The organism is Xanthomonas prunicola (assembly GCF_025266575.1).
Taxonomy (GTDB): domain Bacteria; phylum Pseudomonadota; class Gammaproteobacteria; order Xanthomonadales; family Xanthomonadaceae; genus Xanthomonas; species Xanthomonas prunicola.
This window is the reverse complement of sequence record NZ_CP096142.1, coordinates 3,402,174-3,419,060: the sequence shown is the minus strand read 5'-3', so window position 1 is coordinate 3,419,060 and position 16,887 is coordinate 3,402,174. Positions and strand designations below refer to the sequence as shown.

Sequence of the window (16,887 nt, the reverse complement as noted above, 5' to 3'; positions counted from 1 at the left end):
TAGGTGCCGGCCGCGGGGGCCATGCGTTTATGTGAATTCAGTGGGCGAGCGAGCTTTGCAGACGCGCAAGCTTGCCCTTCAGCGAGCCGTCGATGACCACGTCGCCGGTGTCGATCACCGCGCCGCCGATCAGCGACGCATCGACTGCGGTGGTGATGTCCACTTCGCGGCCGAAGCGCTTCTTCAGCGCAGCAGCGATCGTGTCGAGTTCGGTCTGGCTCATTGCCGCGGCCGACGTCACCGTCGCCTTGACGACGTGTTCGGCATCGGCACGCAGTTGTTCGTACAAGCCTGCCACTTCCGGCAGCAGCGACAGCCGCTGCGCATCGGCTAGCACGCCGAGGAAACGCAGATAGTCCTCGCCCGCCTGCGGCGGCGCCAACAGCGTCACTGCCTGTTCCTGGCCCAGGGCCGGGTTGAGCAGCAATGCCGCCACGCGCGGGTCGCCGGCCACCTGCGCCGAAAACGCCAGCGCATCGGACCAGGGCGCGAAGTTGCCGCCCTCACGCGCGATCGCAAACGCGGCACGGCCGTAGGGACGGGCAAGGGTGAGGGCCTGACTCATCGCTTAAATCTCCGCCGCCAGCTCGTCGAGCAGCGCCTTGTGGGCGTTGGCATCGATTTCGCGTTTGAGCAGCTTTTCTGCACCGCTGACAGCCAGCACCGAGACCTGCTTGCGCAGCTCCTCGCGTGCACGCGTGGCGGATGCATCGATTTCAGTCTGCGCCAGATCCTTCTGACGGTTGGCTTCGGCAATTGCCTCGTGCTTGGCCGCTTCGATGATCTGGTTGGCGCGCGCATGGGCCTGATCGATGATCTCGTTGGCCTTGGTGCGTGCATCCTTCAGTGCTTCGTTGACCTTTTCCTGCGCCTGCGCCAGATCCTTCTGACTGCGATCGGCCGCAGCCAGACCTTCAGCGATCTTTTGCTGACGCTCTTCGATCGCCTGCAGCAGCGGCGGCCAGATCTTGGTCGCGACGATCCAGATCAGACCGGCGAAGGCCAGCGCCTGGGCAAAGATGGTAAGGGTGATATCCATGGGTCGCTCAATCGCTGTTTAGGGGTGAAAGCGCCACCGCATGGGCGACGCTTTCCGACCTTCATCCGCGGACGCAACCGCACGCGGTTGCCTCCACATCCTGCTACCGCTGGATCAGCCGGCAGCCTGCGACAGACGCTCGATGAACACCTGGGCCAGCGGGTTGGCGAAGGCGAACAGCAGGCCGACGGCGACGCTGATGATGAACGCGGCGTCGATCAGGCCGGCGGTGATGAACATGCGGACCTGCAGCACCGGGATCAGTTCCGGCTGGCGCGCAGCCGATTCCAGAAACTTGCCAGCCATGATGGCCAGACCGAGGCCGGCACCCAGCGCGGCCAAGCCGATCATGATGCCGACGGCGAGGACGGTGGAGCTCTGGACTTGAGCGAGGTTGGTCAGGACGGCGAGGTACATGGTGATCTCCGAACGAAAGTTTCTAAGGGTGATGGATGAAGCGGAATGAAGCAGATGAAGGGTGACGCAAACTCAGTGGCTGTCTTCGGCCAGGCTCAGATACACGATCGACAGCATCATGAAAATGAAGGCCTGCAGCGGAATCACCAGCAGGTGGAACAGCATCCAGCCTAGGCCGAATACGCCGCCAGCGACCATGCCGGCGATGCCCGCACCGCCCAGCACCCAGATCAGCAGGAAGACGATCTCGCCGCCGAACATGTTGCCGAACAGTCGCATCGCCAACGAAATCGGCTTGCTCAGCCACTCGACGATGTTCAAAAGCAGGTTGAACGGCATCATCCACTTGCCGAACGGCGCCGTCAGGAATTCCTTGGTCATGCCGCCCACGCCCTTGGAGCGCAGCGAGAACACGATCATCAGGAAGAACACGCTGATCGACATGCCCAAGGTGGCATTGACGTCGGCGGTGGGCACCGGCTTCCAGGCGTGGATGCCGGCCCAGCCCAGCGGGATGGCGATGAAATCGGCCGGGATCATCTTGATGAGGTTCATCAACAGGATCCAGAAGAAGATGGTGATCGCGATCGGCGTCACCAGCTTGCTGCTGCCGTGATAGGTGTCCTTGGCCTGGCGATCGACGAATTCCAGGCAGATTTCCACAAATGCCTGCCACTTGCCCGGCACGCCGGCGGTGGCATTGCGCGTGGCCGTCCAGAACGCGAAGACCATCACCAGACCCATCAACACCGCCATGACCAGGGTATCGACGTGGATGGTCCAAAACGTGCCGCCACCCTCACGAACCGGATAGATCAGGTTCTGCAAGTGATGCTGGATATAGGAGGTAGGTGTTGCTGCCTCGCCCGCCATGTGTCCGGAGCCCTTTAAGTTCGAATCAACGCCTGGCCAGAGCCAGAACCTGAAAAATCAGCCCGATGGCGATACCCGCCAACAAAGCCAGAGGAGGCAGCCGCCACAGGCCGAAGCCGAGCGCCAGCGCCACGAAAACCAACACCCACTTCAGCACCATCGCCAGGATCAGCCGCACCATGGCGATGCCCGCTGCCTGGATCCCGCCACCTAGCGCGGTACGTGCCGCAACCCAACCGCCCAGCACCGTCGCACATCCGGTCAATGCCAGACCTGCAGAGTAACGGGGACCGACCAACAGCAACCCCAGACTGGTTATAGCTACGGCGGCAAGCGGATATACCGCAGCGCGCAGCATCAACCGCCGACCCGCGTCAACGGAGTTCAGCACTACGGTTACCTTACGTGTGAATGGGTGGGAAGCGCAGTTGCGCCTCGTCGAGCCGCGAAAGTATAGCAATGGGACAAATTGCGAGACAACCGGCAGAGGTCATCACTTGCTGCGATGCACCACGTGGCGGCCGTCGCAGCGGATGGGAACTTTGCCACAAACCGGCGGTCAGAACTTGCGAGGCCTGCACATCCTCGTCGAAAGGTAACGCCGCAGGCCGCGTCTGGGAGCCCTGGGAGACCGGGGCTCCTGCTTTTGTACGCATTTTGTCGCACATGACACTTTCCCATCGGCGGTCCAATCCGCTGCAGCGCACGCTCGTTTGGATCCCTGCGGCGCCGCGATGGCGGCCACCTTGCGGCATGGCGCTGCACTGGTTGCGCAATGGGCAGCGGCGACCGTACCTGAAGGTATGCACTACGCCACACTTTTCACGTGTCGTTTTCAGCGCCGAACTTGCCGTCGCCGGTGTGCGGCGCCCATGCCTATTGGACATGCGGACCGTTTTGTCCGATTGCTATCTCCGCCTTCACAGCTGTGCGACAGGTCCTTCACCTCTGGAAGACGTCACCTTATCGATAGTGCGCGCCACAGGCCCAACGGCCTGACCATTCCAAGAATTCGGAGCTCCCATGAAACACCTCCTCGCACTGGCGATCCCGTGCGTTCTGGCCGTCGCCTACGTCGCGCCCGCACACGCTGAAGATACCGATGACCGCTTCCAGATTCGCCTCGGTGCGATGAATGTGGACAACGACAACACCATCCGCGGCAACACGCTGCTGGCGGGCAACAACGTGTCGGTCAACGAAGATTTCAAGCTGGGCGGCAAGGAATGGGAGCCGCGCGTGGATGGCGTGTTCCGCATCAGCACCCGTCAGCGTCTGATCTTCGACTACTTCAAGTACGACAAGGATCGCCGTGAGACCCTGACCCAGGATCTGAGCGCCGGCGGTGTGACCGTGCCGAGCGGCAGCTTCATCAAGGGCGAGCTGAAATATCAGGTTGCGACCTTCGTGTACGACTACTCGGTGGTCGATTCGCCGGAATTCAGTCTGGGCCTGCAGATCGGTGCCGAGTACGCCAAGGTCGAAGCCAATGCGTATGCCGACCTGGGTAGCGCGTTCACTGGCAACGTCGTGGACGAAAGCGAAGACGGCGTTGCGCCGGTCGTCGGCATCCGCTTCACCGCGCGTCCGAGCGAACACTGGCTGTTCAACGTGCAGGGCCAGTACCTCAACACCAGCTGGGGCGACTTCGGCGACTACGAAGGCGATCTGAGCCGCGCCAATGCAATTGCCGAATACCGCTTCACCAAGAACTTCGGCATCTTTGCCGGCTACGACTGGTTCAAGCTGGACGTCGACAAGAGCGGCAGCGACGGCCTGATCGGCCTGAAGCAGGAGTTCAAGGGCCCGGTGGCAGGCGTAACGTTCGCGTTCTGATCCGCCCCACTCTTGCACACGAAAGGCCCGCTTTTTGCGGGCCTTTTTGCGTTCTGTCAGCGTTGCCATGAAAGACCGTTACGGTGCGGGAAACCGCCGCGCGGCAACGCAAATGGAATCGGCAAGCGGCATCTCCCGACGGCAGCGCGCCTTTCATCGACGTAGCCTGGATCCTCGATCGGCTCGGGCACCCAATGGCCCTGCTGCGGGACCAGCTCGATGCACTGGCGCTGCGGCTTGCCGCTGCCGACCACCACGCGTTCGGTCAACACCCCCACGAAGCGCGTAGGGATCGCGCCGCGTGCAACGTGCGGTACCAGCGTGCCCACCACCTGTTCCTGGGGAATGCAGGGTCGGCGTCGGCATGCTGCACCAGCGGCCACGCGCCAGCGACATCATCGCGACCAACCTGCGCCGCGCCCGGCAGGCCCTTGTGCTCGGCCACGATGCGACGCATCTGCGGCAGATGCGTCGCATCCACGGCAGCCATCTTGGTCATGCCCGCCGGCGACCAATCGCCAGTGGTCGCCCGTCGGTCGACGCGTTTCATCTCCAGCAGACCTGGACGCAGCGCAGGATCGGTCGGCGACGCAATCTCGGATGCGCGCGCTGCCTCGGCACGCGTCCTGGCCTGCCGCTGCGCACGGTCGAAGGTTTCGGCACCCGGGCATTCGGCCAACGCGGCAGCCAGTGAGGGATCGTCCGGTTCTTGCGCGCGGGCGATAGACACCACGGCGACCCTGCACAGCAGCAACATTTGCAACATTCCGTGGCGCATGACAGCTCTCTCCATGTGATCGGCTGCAATCCATCGCCGTACTGTGCAGCCCCGCCCAAACGGCAACGCCCCGCGCAAGGCGGGGCGTTGTCAGCAGCGCAGCGGGAAGCGCTTATTTCTTCTTCGGCATGTACAAGTCGGTGATGGTGCCGTCGTAGACCTCGGCGGCCATGCCGACCGATTCGCTCAGGGTCGGATGGGCGTGGATGGTGTGGCCGATGTCTTCGGCCTCGGCGCCCATCTCGATCGCCAGGCCGATCTCGGCCAGCAAGTCGCCGGCATGCACGCCGACGATGGCACCACCGATCACGCGGTGGGTCTCTTCGTCGAAGATCAGCTTGGTGAAGCCTTCGGTGCGGCCGATGCCGATCGCGCGGCCACTGGCGGCCCACGGGAATTTGGCCACGCCGACCTTCAGGCCCTTGGCCTTGGCCTCGGTCTCGGTGACGCCGACCCAGGCGATTTCCGGGTTGGTGTAGGCGACCGACGGAATCACCCGCGCCACCCATTCCTTCTTCTCGCCGGCCGCCACTTCAGCGGCCAGCTTGCCTTCGTGGGTGGCCTTGTGCGCCAGCATCGGGTTACCGACGATGTCGCCGATGGCGAAGATATGCGGCACGTTGGTGCGCATCTGCCGATCGACCGGAATGAAGCCGCGGTCGGTGATGGCCACGCCTGCCTTCTCCGCGCCGATCTTCTTGCCGCTGGGGGTGCGGCCCACGGCGACCAGCACGCGATCGTACACGGTGGCCTGCAGGCCGGGCTTTTCGCCCTCCACGGCCGCTTCGAAGGACACGGTGATGCCGGCCTTGTCGGCCTTGACGTCGGTGGCCTTGGTCTTGAGATGGACGTCCACGCCCTGCTTCTTCAGACGGTCGGCCAGCGGCTTGACCAGGTCCTTGTCGGCGCCTGGCATCAGCTGGTCCATGAACTCGACCACGGTGACCTTGCTGCCGAGCGCGCTGTATACCGTGGCCATTTCCAGGCCGATGATGCCGCCGCCGACCACCAGCAGGGTCTTGGGAATGTCGTGCAGCTCCAGCGCGTCGGTGGAATCCATCACGCGCTTGTCGTCCCACGGGAAGTTGGGCAGCTTCACCGCCTGCGAACCGGCCGCGATGATGCAATGTTCGAAGCGCAGCAGCTGGGTCTTGCCGTCGTCGCCGACGATTTCCAGTTCATTGGGCGAGACGAAGCTGGCCACACCGGTCACGGTGCGCACCTTGCGCTGCTTGGCCATGCTGGCCAGGCCGCCGGTGAGCTTGCCGACCACTTTTTCCTTGTACTCGCGCAGCTTGTCCAGGGTGATCTTGGGCTGACCGAAGTCCACGCCGAAGTCGCCCGCATGGGCCACTTCATCGATCACCGCGGCGGCATGCAGCAGCGCCTTGGACGGAATGCAGCCGACGTTGAGGCAGACCCCGCCCAGACTGGCGTAGCGCTCGATCAGCACCGTCTCCAGGCCCAGGTCAGCCGCACGGAAGGCGGCGGTGTAGCCACCGGGGCCGGCGCCGAGCACCACCATCTTGCATTCGATGTCGGCCGGCTTGCCGCTAGCCAGTGCGGGCTTGGGCGGCGCCGGTTCGGCCGGCGCGCGATGCGACGGCGTCACCGGCGGCTTGCTGCCCGGTGCGGCGGCAGGCGCTGCAGCGGCCGGGGCAGCCTTGGTCTCGACCTTGGCCGACGCAGCGGCTTCGCCTTCGGTTTCGAGCAACAGCACCAGCGCACCTTCGGAGAGGGTGTCGCCGACCTTGATCTTGAGTTCCTTGACCACACCGGCGGCCGAGGACGGCACTTCCAGCGTGGCCTTGTCCGACTCCAGCGTTACCAGGCCCTGATCCTTGACCACGCTGTCGCCGACGGCGACCAGCACTTCGATGACGGGGACATCGCTGTAATCGCCGATGTCGGGAACCTTGATTTCAATGACCGCCATTTGCTTCTCCTGTAGCTCAACCGGCCGTGCCGGCAAGCGTCTGCTGGAGTTCATCCAGCGACGATTCGATTTGGGTCCAGCGCTTGTCGCGCTTCTTTTCCTTGCCTTCGCTGGCTTCGATCAACAGTGCGGCCTGTTTCAACAGCAACTCGCCGGCGCCGCAGCTCGGGCGAGCACCGCTGTAGCGCACGCCATCGACCTGGAACGAGAGCACTTCGCCCTCGCTCACCGGCGCAGTGCGTCCGTTCGGTGCGAGCTGGGTCAGCGTGTTGGTCCAGTTGCTGACCAAGCGCTTGGCCAGGGCCGCCGGAATCGGGATCTCGACCGTTTCCGGGGTCTGCTCGGTGCGGAACTGCACGCTGCCGCGGTCGGTCTGGCTGACCCAGCTGTAGACGCGCTCGTCGGCGCGGCTGTGCCGCAGCGTCCAGTCAGCGCCGTCCTTGCCCGGCACCAGCGACACTGCACTCTCCACACCATGTGTGGGCAGCGTCAGCAACGACAAGGCCGGTTTGCTGCCGCCATCCAACAGCGTGGTGACAGCAGTCCCGTAGTTGCCCACGGCCGGCGGCCAGCCGCGCCCGAGCGTGCTCTCGCATTCGCGTGCGGCCGCGTTTGTCCACGGCAGCACGCCGAGCACGGCGATGGTCAGCAGCGCAGCCCTCACAGCAGGACGCGACGCATGTCGGCCAGCACCTGACTGAGGTAGGTCGTGAAGCGGGCCGCCAGCGCGCCGTCGATGACGCGGTGGTCGTAGCTCAGCGACAACGGCAGCATCAGCTTCGGCGCGAACTCCTTGCCGTTCCAGACCGGCTGCATCGCCGACTTGGACACGCCCAGGATCGCCACTTCCGGCGCATTGATGATCGGCGTGAACGCCGTACCGCCAATGCCGCCGAGCGAGCTGATCGAGAAGCAGCCGCCGCTCATGTCGGCTGGGCCCAGCTTGCCATCGCGCGCCTTCTTGGCCAGCTCGCCGCTTTCCTGCGCGATCTGCAGCACGCCCTTCTTGTCGACGTCGCGGATCACCGGCACGACCAGGCCGTTCGGTGTATCGGCCGCGAAGCCAATGTTGATGTACTTCTTCAGCGTGAGGTTTTCACCGGCCGCATCCAGCGAGGCGTTGAACTCGGGGAATTTCTTCAGCGCCGCGGCACTGGCCTTGACCAGGAAGGCGAGCATGGTGAGCTTGATGCCGGCCTTCTCGTTTTCCTTGTTGAGGGCCACGCGCAGGGCTTCCAGGTCGGTGATGTCGGCCTGTTCGAACTGGGTGACGTGTGGAATCATCGCCCAGTTGCGCGCCAGGTTGGCACCGGAAATCTTCTTGATGCGCGACAGCGGCTGGGTCTCGGTCTCGCCGAACTTGCTGAAGTCCACCTTCGGCCAGGCCAGCAGGTTCAGGCCATTGCCGCTGCCGGCCGGCGCAGCGCCGGCTGCGGCAGGTGCGCCGCCACTGAGTGCGGCCTTCACAAAGCGCTGCACGTCTTCGCGGGTGATGCGGCCGCCCTTTTCACTGCCCTTGAGCTGGTTCAGGTCCACGCCCAGTTCGCGTGCGAACACGCGCACCACCGGGCTGGCGTACGGCACCTTGGAGGGAAGCACGCTATCGGCATCGAAGGTCACCGGCGGGCTGCTCGGGTTGCCAGCCGATGGCTGACCAGCCTGTGCTACCTGCGTGCCGGTGCCGGAACGGCCGCCCTGCACCTGCGCGATTTCGCGCTGGGCCAGCTTGTCCGGCTCGGCCGACACCGCAACCGGCTCGACCTTGCCTGCCGTCTCGGCAGTGTCGGTGGTGGGCTTGGCGGGCGACTGCGCTGCACCCGCGCCGCCATCGCTGGCTGCAATGATCGCCACGACATTGCCCTGCGACAACGTATCGCCGACCTTGACCTTGAGCTCCTTGACCACGCCGGCAGCCGAGGACGGCACTTCCATCGTGGCCTTGTCCGATTCCAGCGTGACCAGGCTCTGGTCCTTGGCGACGGTATCGCCGACGGCAACCAGCACTTCGATCACCGGAATGTCGGTGTAATCGCCGATATCGGGCACGCGTGCTTCGATCAGGCCGCCACCGGAAGATGCCGCAGGCGCAGCAGCTTCAGCCCTGGCGGCAGGTGCCGGAGCAGCGGCGGGAGCCGCCTTGGCCGGTGGGGCGGGCGCCGCGGCAGCTGCGGGCTTGGCGGCATCGGCGCCTGCATCGGCGACTTCGATCAACGCCACCAGCGCACCCTGCGAGAGCGAATCGCCGACCTTGACCTTGATCTCCTTGACCACGCCGGACACCGACGAGGGCACTTCCATGGTGGCCTTGTCCGATTCCAGCGTGACCAGGCTCTGGTCCTTGCTGACCGTATCGCCGACAGACACCAGCACCTCGATTACCGGGACGTCGCTGTAGTCACCGATATCGGGGACAAGTGCTTCCTTGATTTCGGCCATACGGGGAACTCCGGCAACAGAATGGGGAAACCCCTATTGTGGCCGGCTGCGGGCCGCAGCGCCAACCATTGCCGTGCAAAAAATCCCACGCCCGGCGGGATGCAGCGTCCCCATGCGTGCGTGCACCGATCATTTCGCCGCGCGTGGATCGACCCGCAACAGTTGCAGTGGCTCGCCTGACGGCAAACGATACGCCAGCGCATTGTCGAGTCCATCGAGTGCTTCCAGGCGTTCGCACAACTGCTGGGCGCGCGGCCGCAATGCGCGCGCCTGTGGCTCGACCAGGCGCTCGATGCGCGCTTCCACGCCATCGAGCGAACGCAGCTGCACGTCATTTCCGGTCATTGCGGACTGCACCGCGCCGGCCACCACATCGCCGATCAGCTGCGGCAGCAACTCGGCCACCAGCGCGCCGATGTCGTCGTCGATATCGACCAGGGTCAGCTGGCTCTTGCTGAGACCCTGCTTCAAGCGTACGTCGATCTTCTCGCGCACTTTTCTCAACTGCGCGCGCGTGGCTTCCGGGCTGCGACTGAAGCCAGCTGCCACCTCGCCCACTGCGGTGACTGCGATATCGGCCGCTTCGCGCCCGACTGCCTGCGCCAAGGGGACAACATCGCGGGTCTGGCGCTCGAACTGGATCAGCCGGGTGCGATCGTCGGCACTCAGTTCCACCCAGCGGTCGTCGACGAACAAGGCTCCCTGGCGCATGACCAACCGCTGCGGCGTGCCTGATTCGCGGATCAGGATCAGGCTGCGTGGGTTGAGCGTGAGCTCGTAATCGCTGCTGACCTCGCAGCGCATGTCGTCTGCACTGGCTGCGCTTATGGCGCCCAGCAGGCCGGCTGCCATGGTGATTGCGGGCTTGATCGTCATGTCGCCACTCCGTTGTGCGCTGGCTGCAGCATGCCTGCTGGTGTGGCCCGCAGGCCTGTGCCGGACGCAGGCATGACTTCTGGCCCGTGGCCCCGATGCACGCAGCGCGCGCGTCGGTAGCTGTGCCAGCGGCGTGCATCCGCAATCAGAACGAGGTGTTGCGACAGTCGCAACATTCAACGCACGGCGCTCGCCTTCCACACTGACCCCACTTCATCTCACCTCAGTCAGCGCACCGCATCTGGCAGCGGTTGCCAGGCTGTTGCCAGACGCGGCAGCGACCAGGCGGCATTGGCGGGGCTGGTGGACGGCAAGGCGACGACTGGCAGCGCGCGCAGCTCCGCCGATAGCAGCGGCTGCACATGCCGGCGCCACGCCTGCGCTGCCGCAGTGCCATTGCAGGCCACCATGCGTAGCTGCGGCAGCGTGGGCAGCAGCGCGGGCAGTGGATTGACCACGATGCTCGCCGCCACGATGGCCGTATCCAGACTGCCGCGCCGCTCGCACTGGCCGATGACATCCCACAAACCCACACGATGGTCGATCACCGCTTGCAAGCGCGATGCGTAGCTTGCAGCTGTCTCAATGCCCAATAAGGCATGCATCAACGGCCAGAAACGATTGCGCGGGTGTGCGTAGTAACGCGCGGCTTCTAACGATGCGACACCGGGCATCGAGCCAAGCAGCAATACCCTGCAATCGCTGCGAATGTGCGCTGGCAGGCCTTGGCTGACGTGTTTTTTCGTCACAGCCATCGCATCTGCGTGAATGTCTTTTTCAGGTTGCATGACGTAACGGCGGCCTTCTCGGGGGACTTCCTGAACAAACGAAATTTTAGCGAGCCACAGGTGGGCGTGGATTCAGATTTTTAGGAATAGTTTTGGCGCGGCCCACTCCACGGGCCTAACAACAAGACGAGGAGACCCTCATGCGTTCCATTTCCATCCTGAGCCTGGCTGCTGTATCTGCACTTGCGATTGCACCGTCCGCGTTCGCGCAGGACACCACCTATACCGGCGACACCTCCTCGACTTCCTCCAGCACGATGTCCACCAGCGGCGACACCGCCTCGGGTAAGCATTGGGCCGTGGTCGGCGGCGTGGCGCTGCTGAACCCGAAGAACAATCCGGCTCCGGGCCTGGACGTCGATGGCGGCCCGGCACCGACGCTGAGCGCCAGCTACTACATCAACGACAACTGGGCCGTTGAACTGTGGGGCGCTGCCGACAAGTTCAACCACCGCGTCACCGCCGACGGCGTGGGCAAGGTTGGCACCGTCGAGCAGCAGCCGATCGCCATCAGCGGCCAGTACCACTTCGGCGAAGCCGACAACCAGTTCCGTCCGTTCGTGGGCGTGGGCTACTACGAGTCGAACTTCAGCAACGAGAAGATCGATGCGGCGTCGACCACCGGCGATCACGTGGGCCTGAGCACCGCTAAGGGTGTCATCGGCACCGTTGGTGTGGACATGAACATCAACTCCACCTGGTTCGCACGCGCCGACGCCCGCTACATGCGTTCGCGTCCGGAACTGCGCGTAGGCGGCCAGGGCACCGGCAGCGAGCTGGAACTGGATCCGTGGACCGTTGGCTTCGGCATCGGCGCGCGCTTCTAAGCAGACCTATTGACTAAGCACCTCCACCAAACAGGCCCGTAAGGGCCTGTTTTTTTGATCAAAACCTCAGTTTAAAGGGAATTTAACGTTTAGGATTTCGCTGAAGGGGGGATAGATCGCGTAGAAATCAGCACGACTTCTTGAATTAAATATGGAGATACCATGAGCATAAGATGCCATGTAGCCGCCGCGATATTTCTTCTCTCGCTCGTTTCCTTTGGAACTCAGGCTCAGACAACTGTCCCTACCACAGGACTTGGAACCTGCATTGACTTCATAACTTCCCAGTCAACGACACTTACTGGACAGATAAACAGCAGCCCTAATTTTACGATCGCTTACGGCTCGGCCAGCTATACGGACATGCCAAATAAAGTTGTGTATATCCGAAATTATAGCTGCGAGAGTCAAGATATGCCGGGCATGTATTTTACAGTCTCAGCCCTAGCCCATGAGTTTGGCCATGTGAAATTCAACTATTCGTTTGCCAAAACGACTCGACAAGCATATATAGATGAAGCATGCAAGATGGAAGGACTTGCCGTAACAAATAACATAGTTGCAAGGAATGAAATATGGAGTTCCACTCAAAATAGCATAGACATTAACCTTGCAGCATCAAATCCCGATCAGCTTTTCGGGATTTACTATGCTGGAGGACCCAATGTTGCCTCAAACGTTGGAAAATCTTTCTGCGCGAATAACGTAACCTCAACCACAGGACAGAACTATAACGTATATTACGGAGAGCAGTATGACAAACTTCCTTAACAGATCATCATATTTCCGCCTTGCAATAACGCTGCTTGCTGCCCTGATTGCACCTTCAGTATATGCAACTAAAATTTCAGCAGCGACAGCAGCGGATGCTGCCCGCACGTTTGAACTAGCCGAAGAAATTTCGAGAAATCTCAAAAAATCACCCTCTGAATTTATTAATTCATGGCCTGGAGCCAGAATTTCGACGCCCAATCTGAAAAACGAAGGAACGTATAACGTTAGCGGAGGAATATTAAAAATAGGCGATCATCTGACTGCCAAGAACTCTTCCATATCAATATCAGCAGATAAAAAAAATATCGCGTCAGTCTTACTGAGCCTGGAAGGCTCCTGCGTCTCTCGTCAGGACTTCAAGAGTCGATATCCGAATTATCTGATTTCAAATATTCCGAGAGGACAGAGTAGTTCAGAGGCATTGACTTTGGCCGTTGTTAAAAATCAGGAGAAAATGGAGTTCTCGTTCCCAGAAACCTCTCCAGATTGCCTAAGTGCCATTCGCATAGCGCCAGCAGACGCACAGATGCTTAAAGCCGCGGAAGCATTTAATTAATAAGGCATACTTGAAATTGTTACTGCCAGCGCCGAGAGGGCTGGCAGTAACAGGATCACCGCCAATACACGCTACCGCGCAGACGTGCGCTGCGCCAGCGCCACCACAGCAAGGTGGCATAAGCGAGCGCATAACCGAGCAAGACACCGGCCGCGCCGAGCAGACTGGCATGACTGAGCCATCCCTCGGTCGGCCAGGCAGCGCCTTGCCAGGCGCTGCGCCAGCCCTGCACCAACCCGGCGATCACCCGCACGACCACCAGCACGGTCAAGGCCAGCACCAGCCACAGATTGGGCCGGTAAAACAGGCCTTGCGTGGTGCGCTCGAAGCGGGTCAGACGTAGAGCCAACATCCCCAACGCCAACCCGCAGGTCCACCCGAATGCGGCGTGGCTGATCGCGCCGGGCCAGAATGCCGCCGCGATCAGGCTGAAGATCACAAACAGCACGCTGGAAATGCCGGCCGACGCCAGGTTGATCATCAGCAACCAGCCGCGCGCCTGACGACGCGCAGCGCCCATGCGAAACCGCTGCAGCAGCGACAACGGGAACACCAGCGCGAACACGGCCAGGGCAATGATCACGGCCAGCGGAATGGCAAGCAGCAAAGGCATCGGAAGACTGCCGGAGAAAGATGGCCGATGACGCTACTACGCGGGCACGCAGCGGCGTGTGTTCGGGGCTAGCGATGCCGAACTCCGGTGCCGCGACCGCGCTCGCCCGACTGTGATCGAGGCGGCTTGATGCGCGCGGTCAAGGACAACACGCAAATCATCGGCAACGTGGGCGCAGCGCTGTCGATCTGGACGCTGTTGAGCAGGAACGCTACACCCTCGTAGCAAGCGGTCGTCAGACGGACCTCGCCGGCGCGCAGGAGGCAGTGGACGCGTGATCCATGCCGCACCGAGTACCGGCCGCGGCCAGCTGGCGGAGGGCGCAGTCAGTTCAGAAGTTACGCTTAAAACGCCGGCAGCACCGCGCCCTTGTACTTCTGCTCGATAAAGGCCTTCACTTCCGGGCTGGTCAAGGCCTTGGCGAGTTTTTGCACGCGCGGGTCGTCCTTGTTGTCGGCGCGAGCCACCAGGAAGTTGACGTATGGCGAGTCCTTGCTTTCGATCGCCAGTGCGTCGCGGGTGGGATTGAGCCCGGCGTCGAGTGCGTAATTGGTGTTGATCAGCGCCAGATCGACCTGATCCAGCACGCGCGGCAGCATGGCCGAATCCAGCTCGCGGAATTTGAGCTGCTTGGGGTTTTCGACGATGTCGCGCTGGCTGGACAGCGCGTTGCTCGGGTCCTTGAGTTTGATCACCCCGGCCTTGTCGAGCAGGATCAGCGCGCGGCTGTTGTTGCTGGGGTCGTTGGGGATCACCACGTCGGCGCCGGTCGGCAGATCGGTCAGGGCCTTGAAGCGGCGCGAGTACGCCCCGAACGGTTCGATATGCACGCCGACCACGGTCACCAGCTGACTTTTGCGGTCGCGGTTGTAGGCGTCCAGATAGGGTTCGGTCTGGAAGTAATTGACGTCGATCTGCTTCTGCACGACCTGGTCGTTGGGCTGCACGTAGTCGTTGAACACGCGCACATCGAGCTTGACGCCCTGCTTGGCCAGCAGCGGTTCGACCACTTCCAGGATTTCGGCATGCGGCACCGCCGTGGCGGCCACGGTCAGGGTGTCGCCACCGCCGCCGCCATTGCCGCCGCAGGACGCCAACGCAAGCGTGGCCGCAGCAAGAAGGGAACGAAACGCAAATGTGCTCATGAAAGGGTCCGTGGGAGGAGGAATGCGGACGGGCCGCAGGCGTTAAACCTAGCAGACCGCAGGTGCAGCGGCGATGTGGCAGTCCGCACCGGCCGTGCAGGCAAGACAAACGTCGGGGAGATGCCAGCGTATCCGGCTGCAGCTCACCGCAGCGATGGCCGCCGATGCGGCATGCACTGCGGCCACCGGTTGCATCCGCGGCGGCGCGTCTGACTCAACGGCGGCTGTAGCGGGCCACCAGGCGGTCGCCCAGCATCTGCAGCACCTGCACCAACACCAGCAAGGCGATGACGGTGATCAGCGCCACGTCCGAATGCGAGCGCAGGTAGCCCTCGCGGTAGGCCACATCGCCCAGGCCGCCGGAGCCGATGGCACCGCCCATCGCGGTAAAGCCGATCAGCGCGATGGTGGTCACGGTGGCGCCGGCGATCAGGCCGGGGCGCGCTTCCGGCAACAGCACCCGCAGCACCAGCTGGCGGGTGGTGGCGCCCATCGCCTGGCTAGCCTCGATGATCCCGCGGTCGACTTCGCGCAGCGCGGTTTCCACCAAGCGCGCATAGAACGGTGCGGCACCGACCACCAGCGGCAGGATCGCGCCACGCACACCGAGCGAGGTCCCCATCAGCGCCAGGGTGAGCGGAATCATCGCGATCATCAGGATGATGAAGGGCACCGAGCGCAGCAGGTTGATCAGTGCCGCGAGCACGCCGTATAGCACCGGGCGGCGGCGCAACTGTGGGGCCCCGCACAGGAACAGCGCAACGCCCAGCGGCAGGCCGATCAGCAGCGTCAACGGCAGCGCGCCGGCCAGCATCAGCAAGGTGTCCAGGGTCGCCTGCCCGATATCGCCCCACTTGGCGGCATCGAGATTACGGAAGAAACCGCCAGCGGCAGCAACGATCGGGGTCATACGCGCAGATCCTCCACCTGCACGCCGGCGGCGACGAAACCGGCGCGTGCCGCGTTCTTATCGCCGCCGGTCAGGGCGACGATGAGCTGGCCATACGGAGTGTCCTTGATGCGATCCACCCGCCCGGACAGGATGTTGTAGTCCACCCCGGTCTCGCGGGCGATGCGGCCCAGCACCGGCTCGTAGGTGCCGCTGCCCAGGAAGGTCAGCCGCACGATGCGCCCGCCGACCGCCGCGAAATCGCGGTGCAACTCGGCTTCGTCCACGTGCTCGGCTTCGGACACGAAGCGCCGCGTGGTGGCATGTTTGGGATGCAGAAACACCTCGGTGACCGGGCCGGTTTCCACCAGTTTGCCGGCGTCCAGCACCGCCACGCGGTCGCAGACGCGGCGGATCACGTCCATTTCGTGGGTGATCAGCACGATGGTCAGGCCCAGCTCGCGGTTGATCTGCGCCAGCAGCTGCAGCACCGAGGCGGTGGTCTGCGGGTCCAGTGCGCTGGTGGCCTCGTCGCACAGCAGGATCTGCGGCCGGGTGGCCAGCGCACGCGCAATGCCCACGCGCTGCTTCTGGCCGCCGGACAGCTGCGCCGGATACTTGTTGGCGTGCTCCTGCAGCCCGACCCGGGCCAGCAGCTCGGCCACCCGCGCATCGATCTCGGCGCGTGCAGTGCCGGCCAGTTCCAGCGGAAAGGCCACGTTGCCGGCCACGGTGCGCGAAGACAGCAGGTTGAAGTGCTGGAAGATCATGCCGATGCGCCGGCGCAGACCACGCAGGCCCTGGCTGTCCAGCGCGGTGACATCCTCCTCGCCGATCAGCAGGCGGCCACCGCTGGGCTCTTCCAGCCGGTTGATCAGCCGGATCAGCGTGGATTTGCCGGCACCGGAATGGCCGATGATGCCGAATACCTCACCGGGGCCGACCCGCAGATCGAGCGGGTGCAGCGCCACGATCTGGCGACCATCAACGGAATAGGACTTGTGCAGGCGCTGAAACTGGATCACCGCGCGTGGCCGATTGGGGGGTCGTGAAGCCTAACAGTCAATGTTTGGGGCCGTCATTCCATTAGGTTCTAAGAGTAGG

General features: G+C 63.1%; 20 protein-coding genes. 5 read left to right on the top strand and 15 right to left on the bottom strand.

Going from position 1 to position 16,887, the window contains the following annotated elements; all coding sequences use genetic code 11:
* Positions 1 to 37: 37 nt before the first annotated feature.
* The 5 genes from M0D43_RS14660 to M0D43_RS14640 form a co-directional block, all read right to left on the bottom strand.
* Positions 38 to 565 (bottom strand): F0F1 ATP synthase subunit delta, encoded by a 528-nt coding sequence (locus M0D43_RS14660; protein WP_252161986.1) that lies wholly within the window; start codon positions 563 to 565, stop codon positions 38 to 40.
* Between the two features lie 3 nt (positions 566 to 568).
* Entirely contained in the window at positions 569 to 1,039 is a 471-nt protein-coding gene (locus M0D43_RS14655; RefSeq protein WP_016901014.1) for a F0F1 ATP synthase subunit B, read from the bottom strand.
* 114 nt (positions 1,040 to 1,153) lie between these two features.
* On the bottom strand, positions 1,154 to 1,456 hold the full coding sequence (gene atpE, locus M0D43_RS14650) for a F0F1 ATP synthase subunit C (RefSeq protein ID WP_002814105.1): 303 nt from the start codon (positions 1,454 to 1,456) through the stop codon (positions 1,154 to 1,156).
* A gap of 72 nt (positions 1,457 to 1,528) precedes the next feature.
* Positions 1,529 to 2,329: a F0F1 ATP synthase subunit A gene (atpB, locus tag M0D43_RS14645; RefSeq protein ID WP_016901015.1), complete on the bottom strand. Its 801-nt coding sequence runs from the start codon at positions 2,327 to 2,329 to the stop codon at positions 1,529 to 1,531.
* Positions 2,330 to 2,354: 25 nt separating this feature from the next.
* Positions 2,355 to 2,720, bottom strand: coding sequence for a hypothetical protein (locus M0D43_RS14640; protein ID WP_101362187.1), 366 nt, complete (start codon positions 2,718 to 2,720; stop codon positions 2,355 to 2,357).
* A gap of 632 nt (positions 2,721 to 3,352) precedes the next feature.
* On the opposite strand from M0D43_RS14640, the gene M0D43_RS14635 reads away from it, so the two are divergent.
* The gene (locus M0D43_RS14635) at positions 3,353 to 4,165 is read left to right on the top strand and encodes a hypothetical protein (protein WP_252161985.1); all 813 of its coding nucleotides are present in this window, start codon (positions 3,353 to 3,355) and stop codon (positions 4,163 to 4,165) included.
* A 56-nt stretch (positions 4,166 to 4,221) separates the two neighbouring features.
* Here M0D43_RS14635 and M0D43_RS14630 read toward each other — a convergent pair whose 3' ends face one another.
* Positions 4,222 to 4,494, bottom strand: a complete 273-nt coding sequence (locus tag M0D43_RS14630; RefSeq protein WP_260807312.1) for a DUF6624 domain-containing protein — start codon at positions 4,492 to 4,494, stop codon at positions 4,222 to 4,224.
* A gap of 35 nt (positions 4,495 to 4,529) precedes the next feature.
* Between M0D43_RS14630 and M0D43_RS14625 the strand changes: the two genes are divergently transcribed.
* On the top strand, positions 4,530 to 4,859 hold the full coding sequence (locus M0D43_RS14625) for a hypothetical protein (RefSeq protein WP_252161983.1): 330 nt from the start codon (positions 4,530 to 4,532) through the stop codon (positions 4,857 to 4,859).
* A gap of 196 nt (positions 4,860 to 5,055) precedes the next feature.
* On the opposite strand, the gene lpdA is transcribed toward M0D43_RS14625, so the two are convergent.
* The 5 genes from lpdA to M0D43_RS14600 all read right to left on the bottom strand — a co-directional run bounded on the left by lpdA (position 5,056) and on the right by M0D43_RS14600 (position 10,979).
* Positions 5,056 to 6,879 carry a dihydrolipoyl dehydrogenase gene (gene lpdA / locus M0D43_RS14620; RefSeq protein ID WP_252161982.1) on the bottom strand — a complete coding sequence of 608 codons (1,824 nt, stop codon included), beginning with the start codon at positions 6,877 to 6,879 and terminating at the stop codon, positions 5,056 to 5,058.
* 16 nt (positions 6,880 to 6,895) lie between these two features.
* Entirely contained in the window at positions 6,896 to 7,543 is a 648-nt protein-coding gene (locus M0D43_RS14615; RefSeq protein ID WP_252161981.1) for a hypothetical protein, read from the bottom strand.
* Positions 7,540 to 9,315, bottom strand: a complete 1,776-nt coding sequence (locus M0D43_RS14610) for a dihydrolipoyllysine-residue acetyltransferase (protein ID WP_252161980.1) — start codon at positions 9,313 to 9,315, stop codon at positions 7,540 to 7,542. Before M0D43_RS14610 ends, M0D43_RS14615 begins: the two co-directional genes overlap by 4 nt.
* A 129-nt stretch (positions 9,316 to 9,444) precedes the next feature.
* On the bottom strand, positions 9,445 to 10,191 hold the full coding sequence (locus M0D43_RS14605; protein ID WP_260807311.1) for a DUF2884 family protein: 747 nt from the start codon (positions 10,189 to 10,191) through the stop codon (positions 9,445 to 9,447).
* A gap of 227 nt (positions 10,192 to 10,418) precedes the next feature.
* Positions 10,419 to 10,979 carry a DNA-deoxyinosine glycosylase gene (locus M0D43_RS14600; RefSeq protein ID WP_252161978.1) on the bottom strand — a complete coding sequence of 187 codons (561 nt, stop codon included), beginning with the start codon at positions 10,977 to 10,979 and terminating at the stop codon, positions 10,419 to 10,421.
* 140 nt (positions 10,980 to 11,119) lie between these two features.
* On the opposite strand from M0D43_RS14600, the gene M0D43_RS14595 reads away from it, so the two are divergent.
* The 3 genes from M0D43_RS14595 (at position 11,120) to M0D43_RS14585 (ending at position 13,136) form a co-directional block, all read left to right on the top strand.
* Complete coding sequence (locus M0D43_RS14595; RefSeq protein ID WP_252161977.1) at positions 11,120 to 11,806, top strand: OmpW/AlkL family protein; 687 nt, start codon at positions 11,120 to 11,122, stop codon at positions 11,804 to 11,806.
* A gap of 162 nt (positions 11,807 to 11,968) precedes the next feature.
* Positions 11,969 to 12,577 carry a hypothetical protein gene (locus M0D43_RS14590; protein WP_252161976.1) on the top strand — a complete coding sequence of 203 codons (609 nt, stop codon included), beginning with the start codon at positions 11,969 to 11,971 and terminating at the stop codon, positions 12,575 to 12,577.
* Positions 12,561 to 13,136: a hypothetical protein gene (locus tag M0D43_RS14585; protein ID WP_252161975.1), complete on the top strand. Its 576-nt coding sequence runs from the start codon at positions 12,561 to 12,563 to the stop codon at positions 13,134 to 13,136. Before M0D43_RS14590 ends, M0D43_RS14585 begins: the two co-directional genes overlap by 17 nt.
* Before the next feature lie 55 nt (positions 13,137 to 13,191).
* Here the strand turns inward: M0D43_RS14585 and M0D43_RS14580 are convergent, their stop codons facing one another.
* The 4 genes from M0D43_RS14580 to M0D43_RS14565 form a co-directional block, all read right to left on the bottom strand.
* Entirely contained in the window at positions 13,192 to 13,749 is a 558-nt protein-coding gene (locus tag M0D43_RS14580; protein WP_252161974.1) for a CcdC protein domain-containing protein, read from the bottom strand.
* Positions 13,750 to 14,093: 344 nt separating this feature from the next.
* Positions 14,094 to 14,894, bottom strand: a complete 801-nt coding sequence (locus M0D43_RS14575) for a MetQ/NlpA family ABC transporter substrate-binding protein (protein WP_101362196.1) — start codon at positions 14,892 to 14,894, stop codon at positions 14,094 to 14,096.
* Positions 14,895 to 15,108: 214 nt separating this feature from the next.
* Positions 15,109 to 15,804 (bottom strand): methionine ABC transporter permease, encoded by a 696-nt coding sequence (locus tag M0D43_RS14570; RefSeq protein ID WP_252161973.1) that lies wholly within the window; start codon positions 15,802 to 15,804, stop codon positions 15,109 to 15,111.
* Positions 15,801 to 16,808 carry a methionine ABC transporter ATP-binding protein gene (locus M0D43_RS14565; protein ID WP_252161972.1) on the bottom strand — a complete coding sequence of 336 codons (1,008 nt, stop codon included), beginning with the start codon at positions 16,806 to 16,808 and terminating at the stop codon, positions 15,801 to 15,803. Before M0D43_RS14565 ends, M0D43_RS14570 begins: the two co-directional genes overlap by 4 nt.
* Between the last annotated feature and the right edge of the window lie 79 nt (positions 16,809 to 16,887).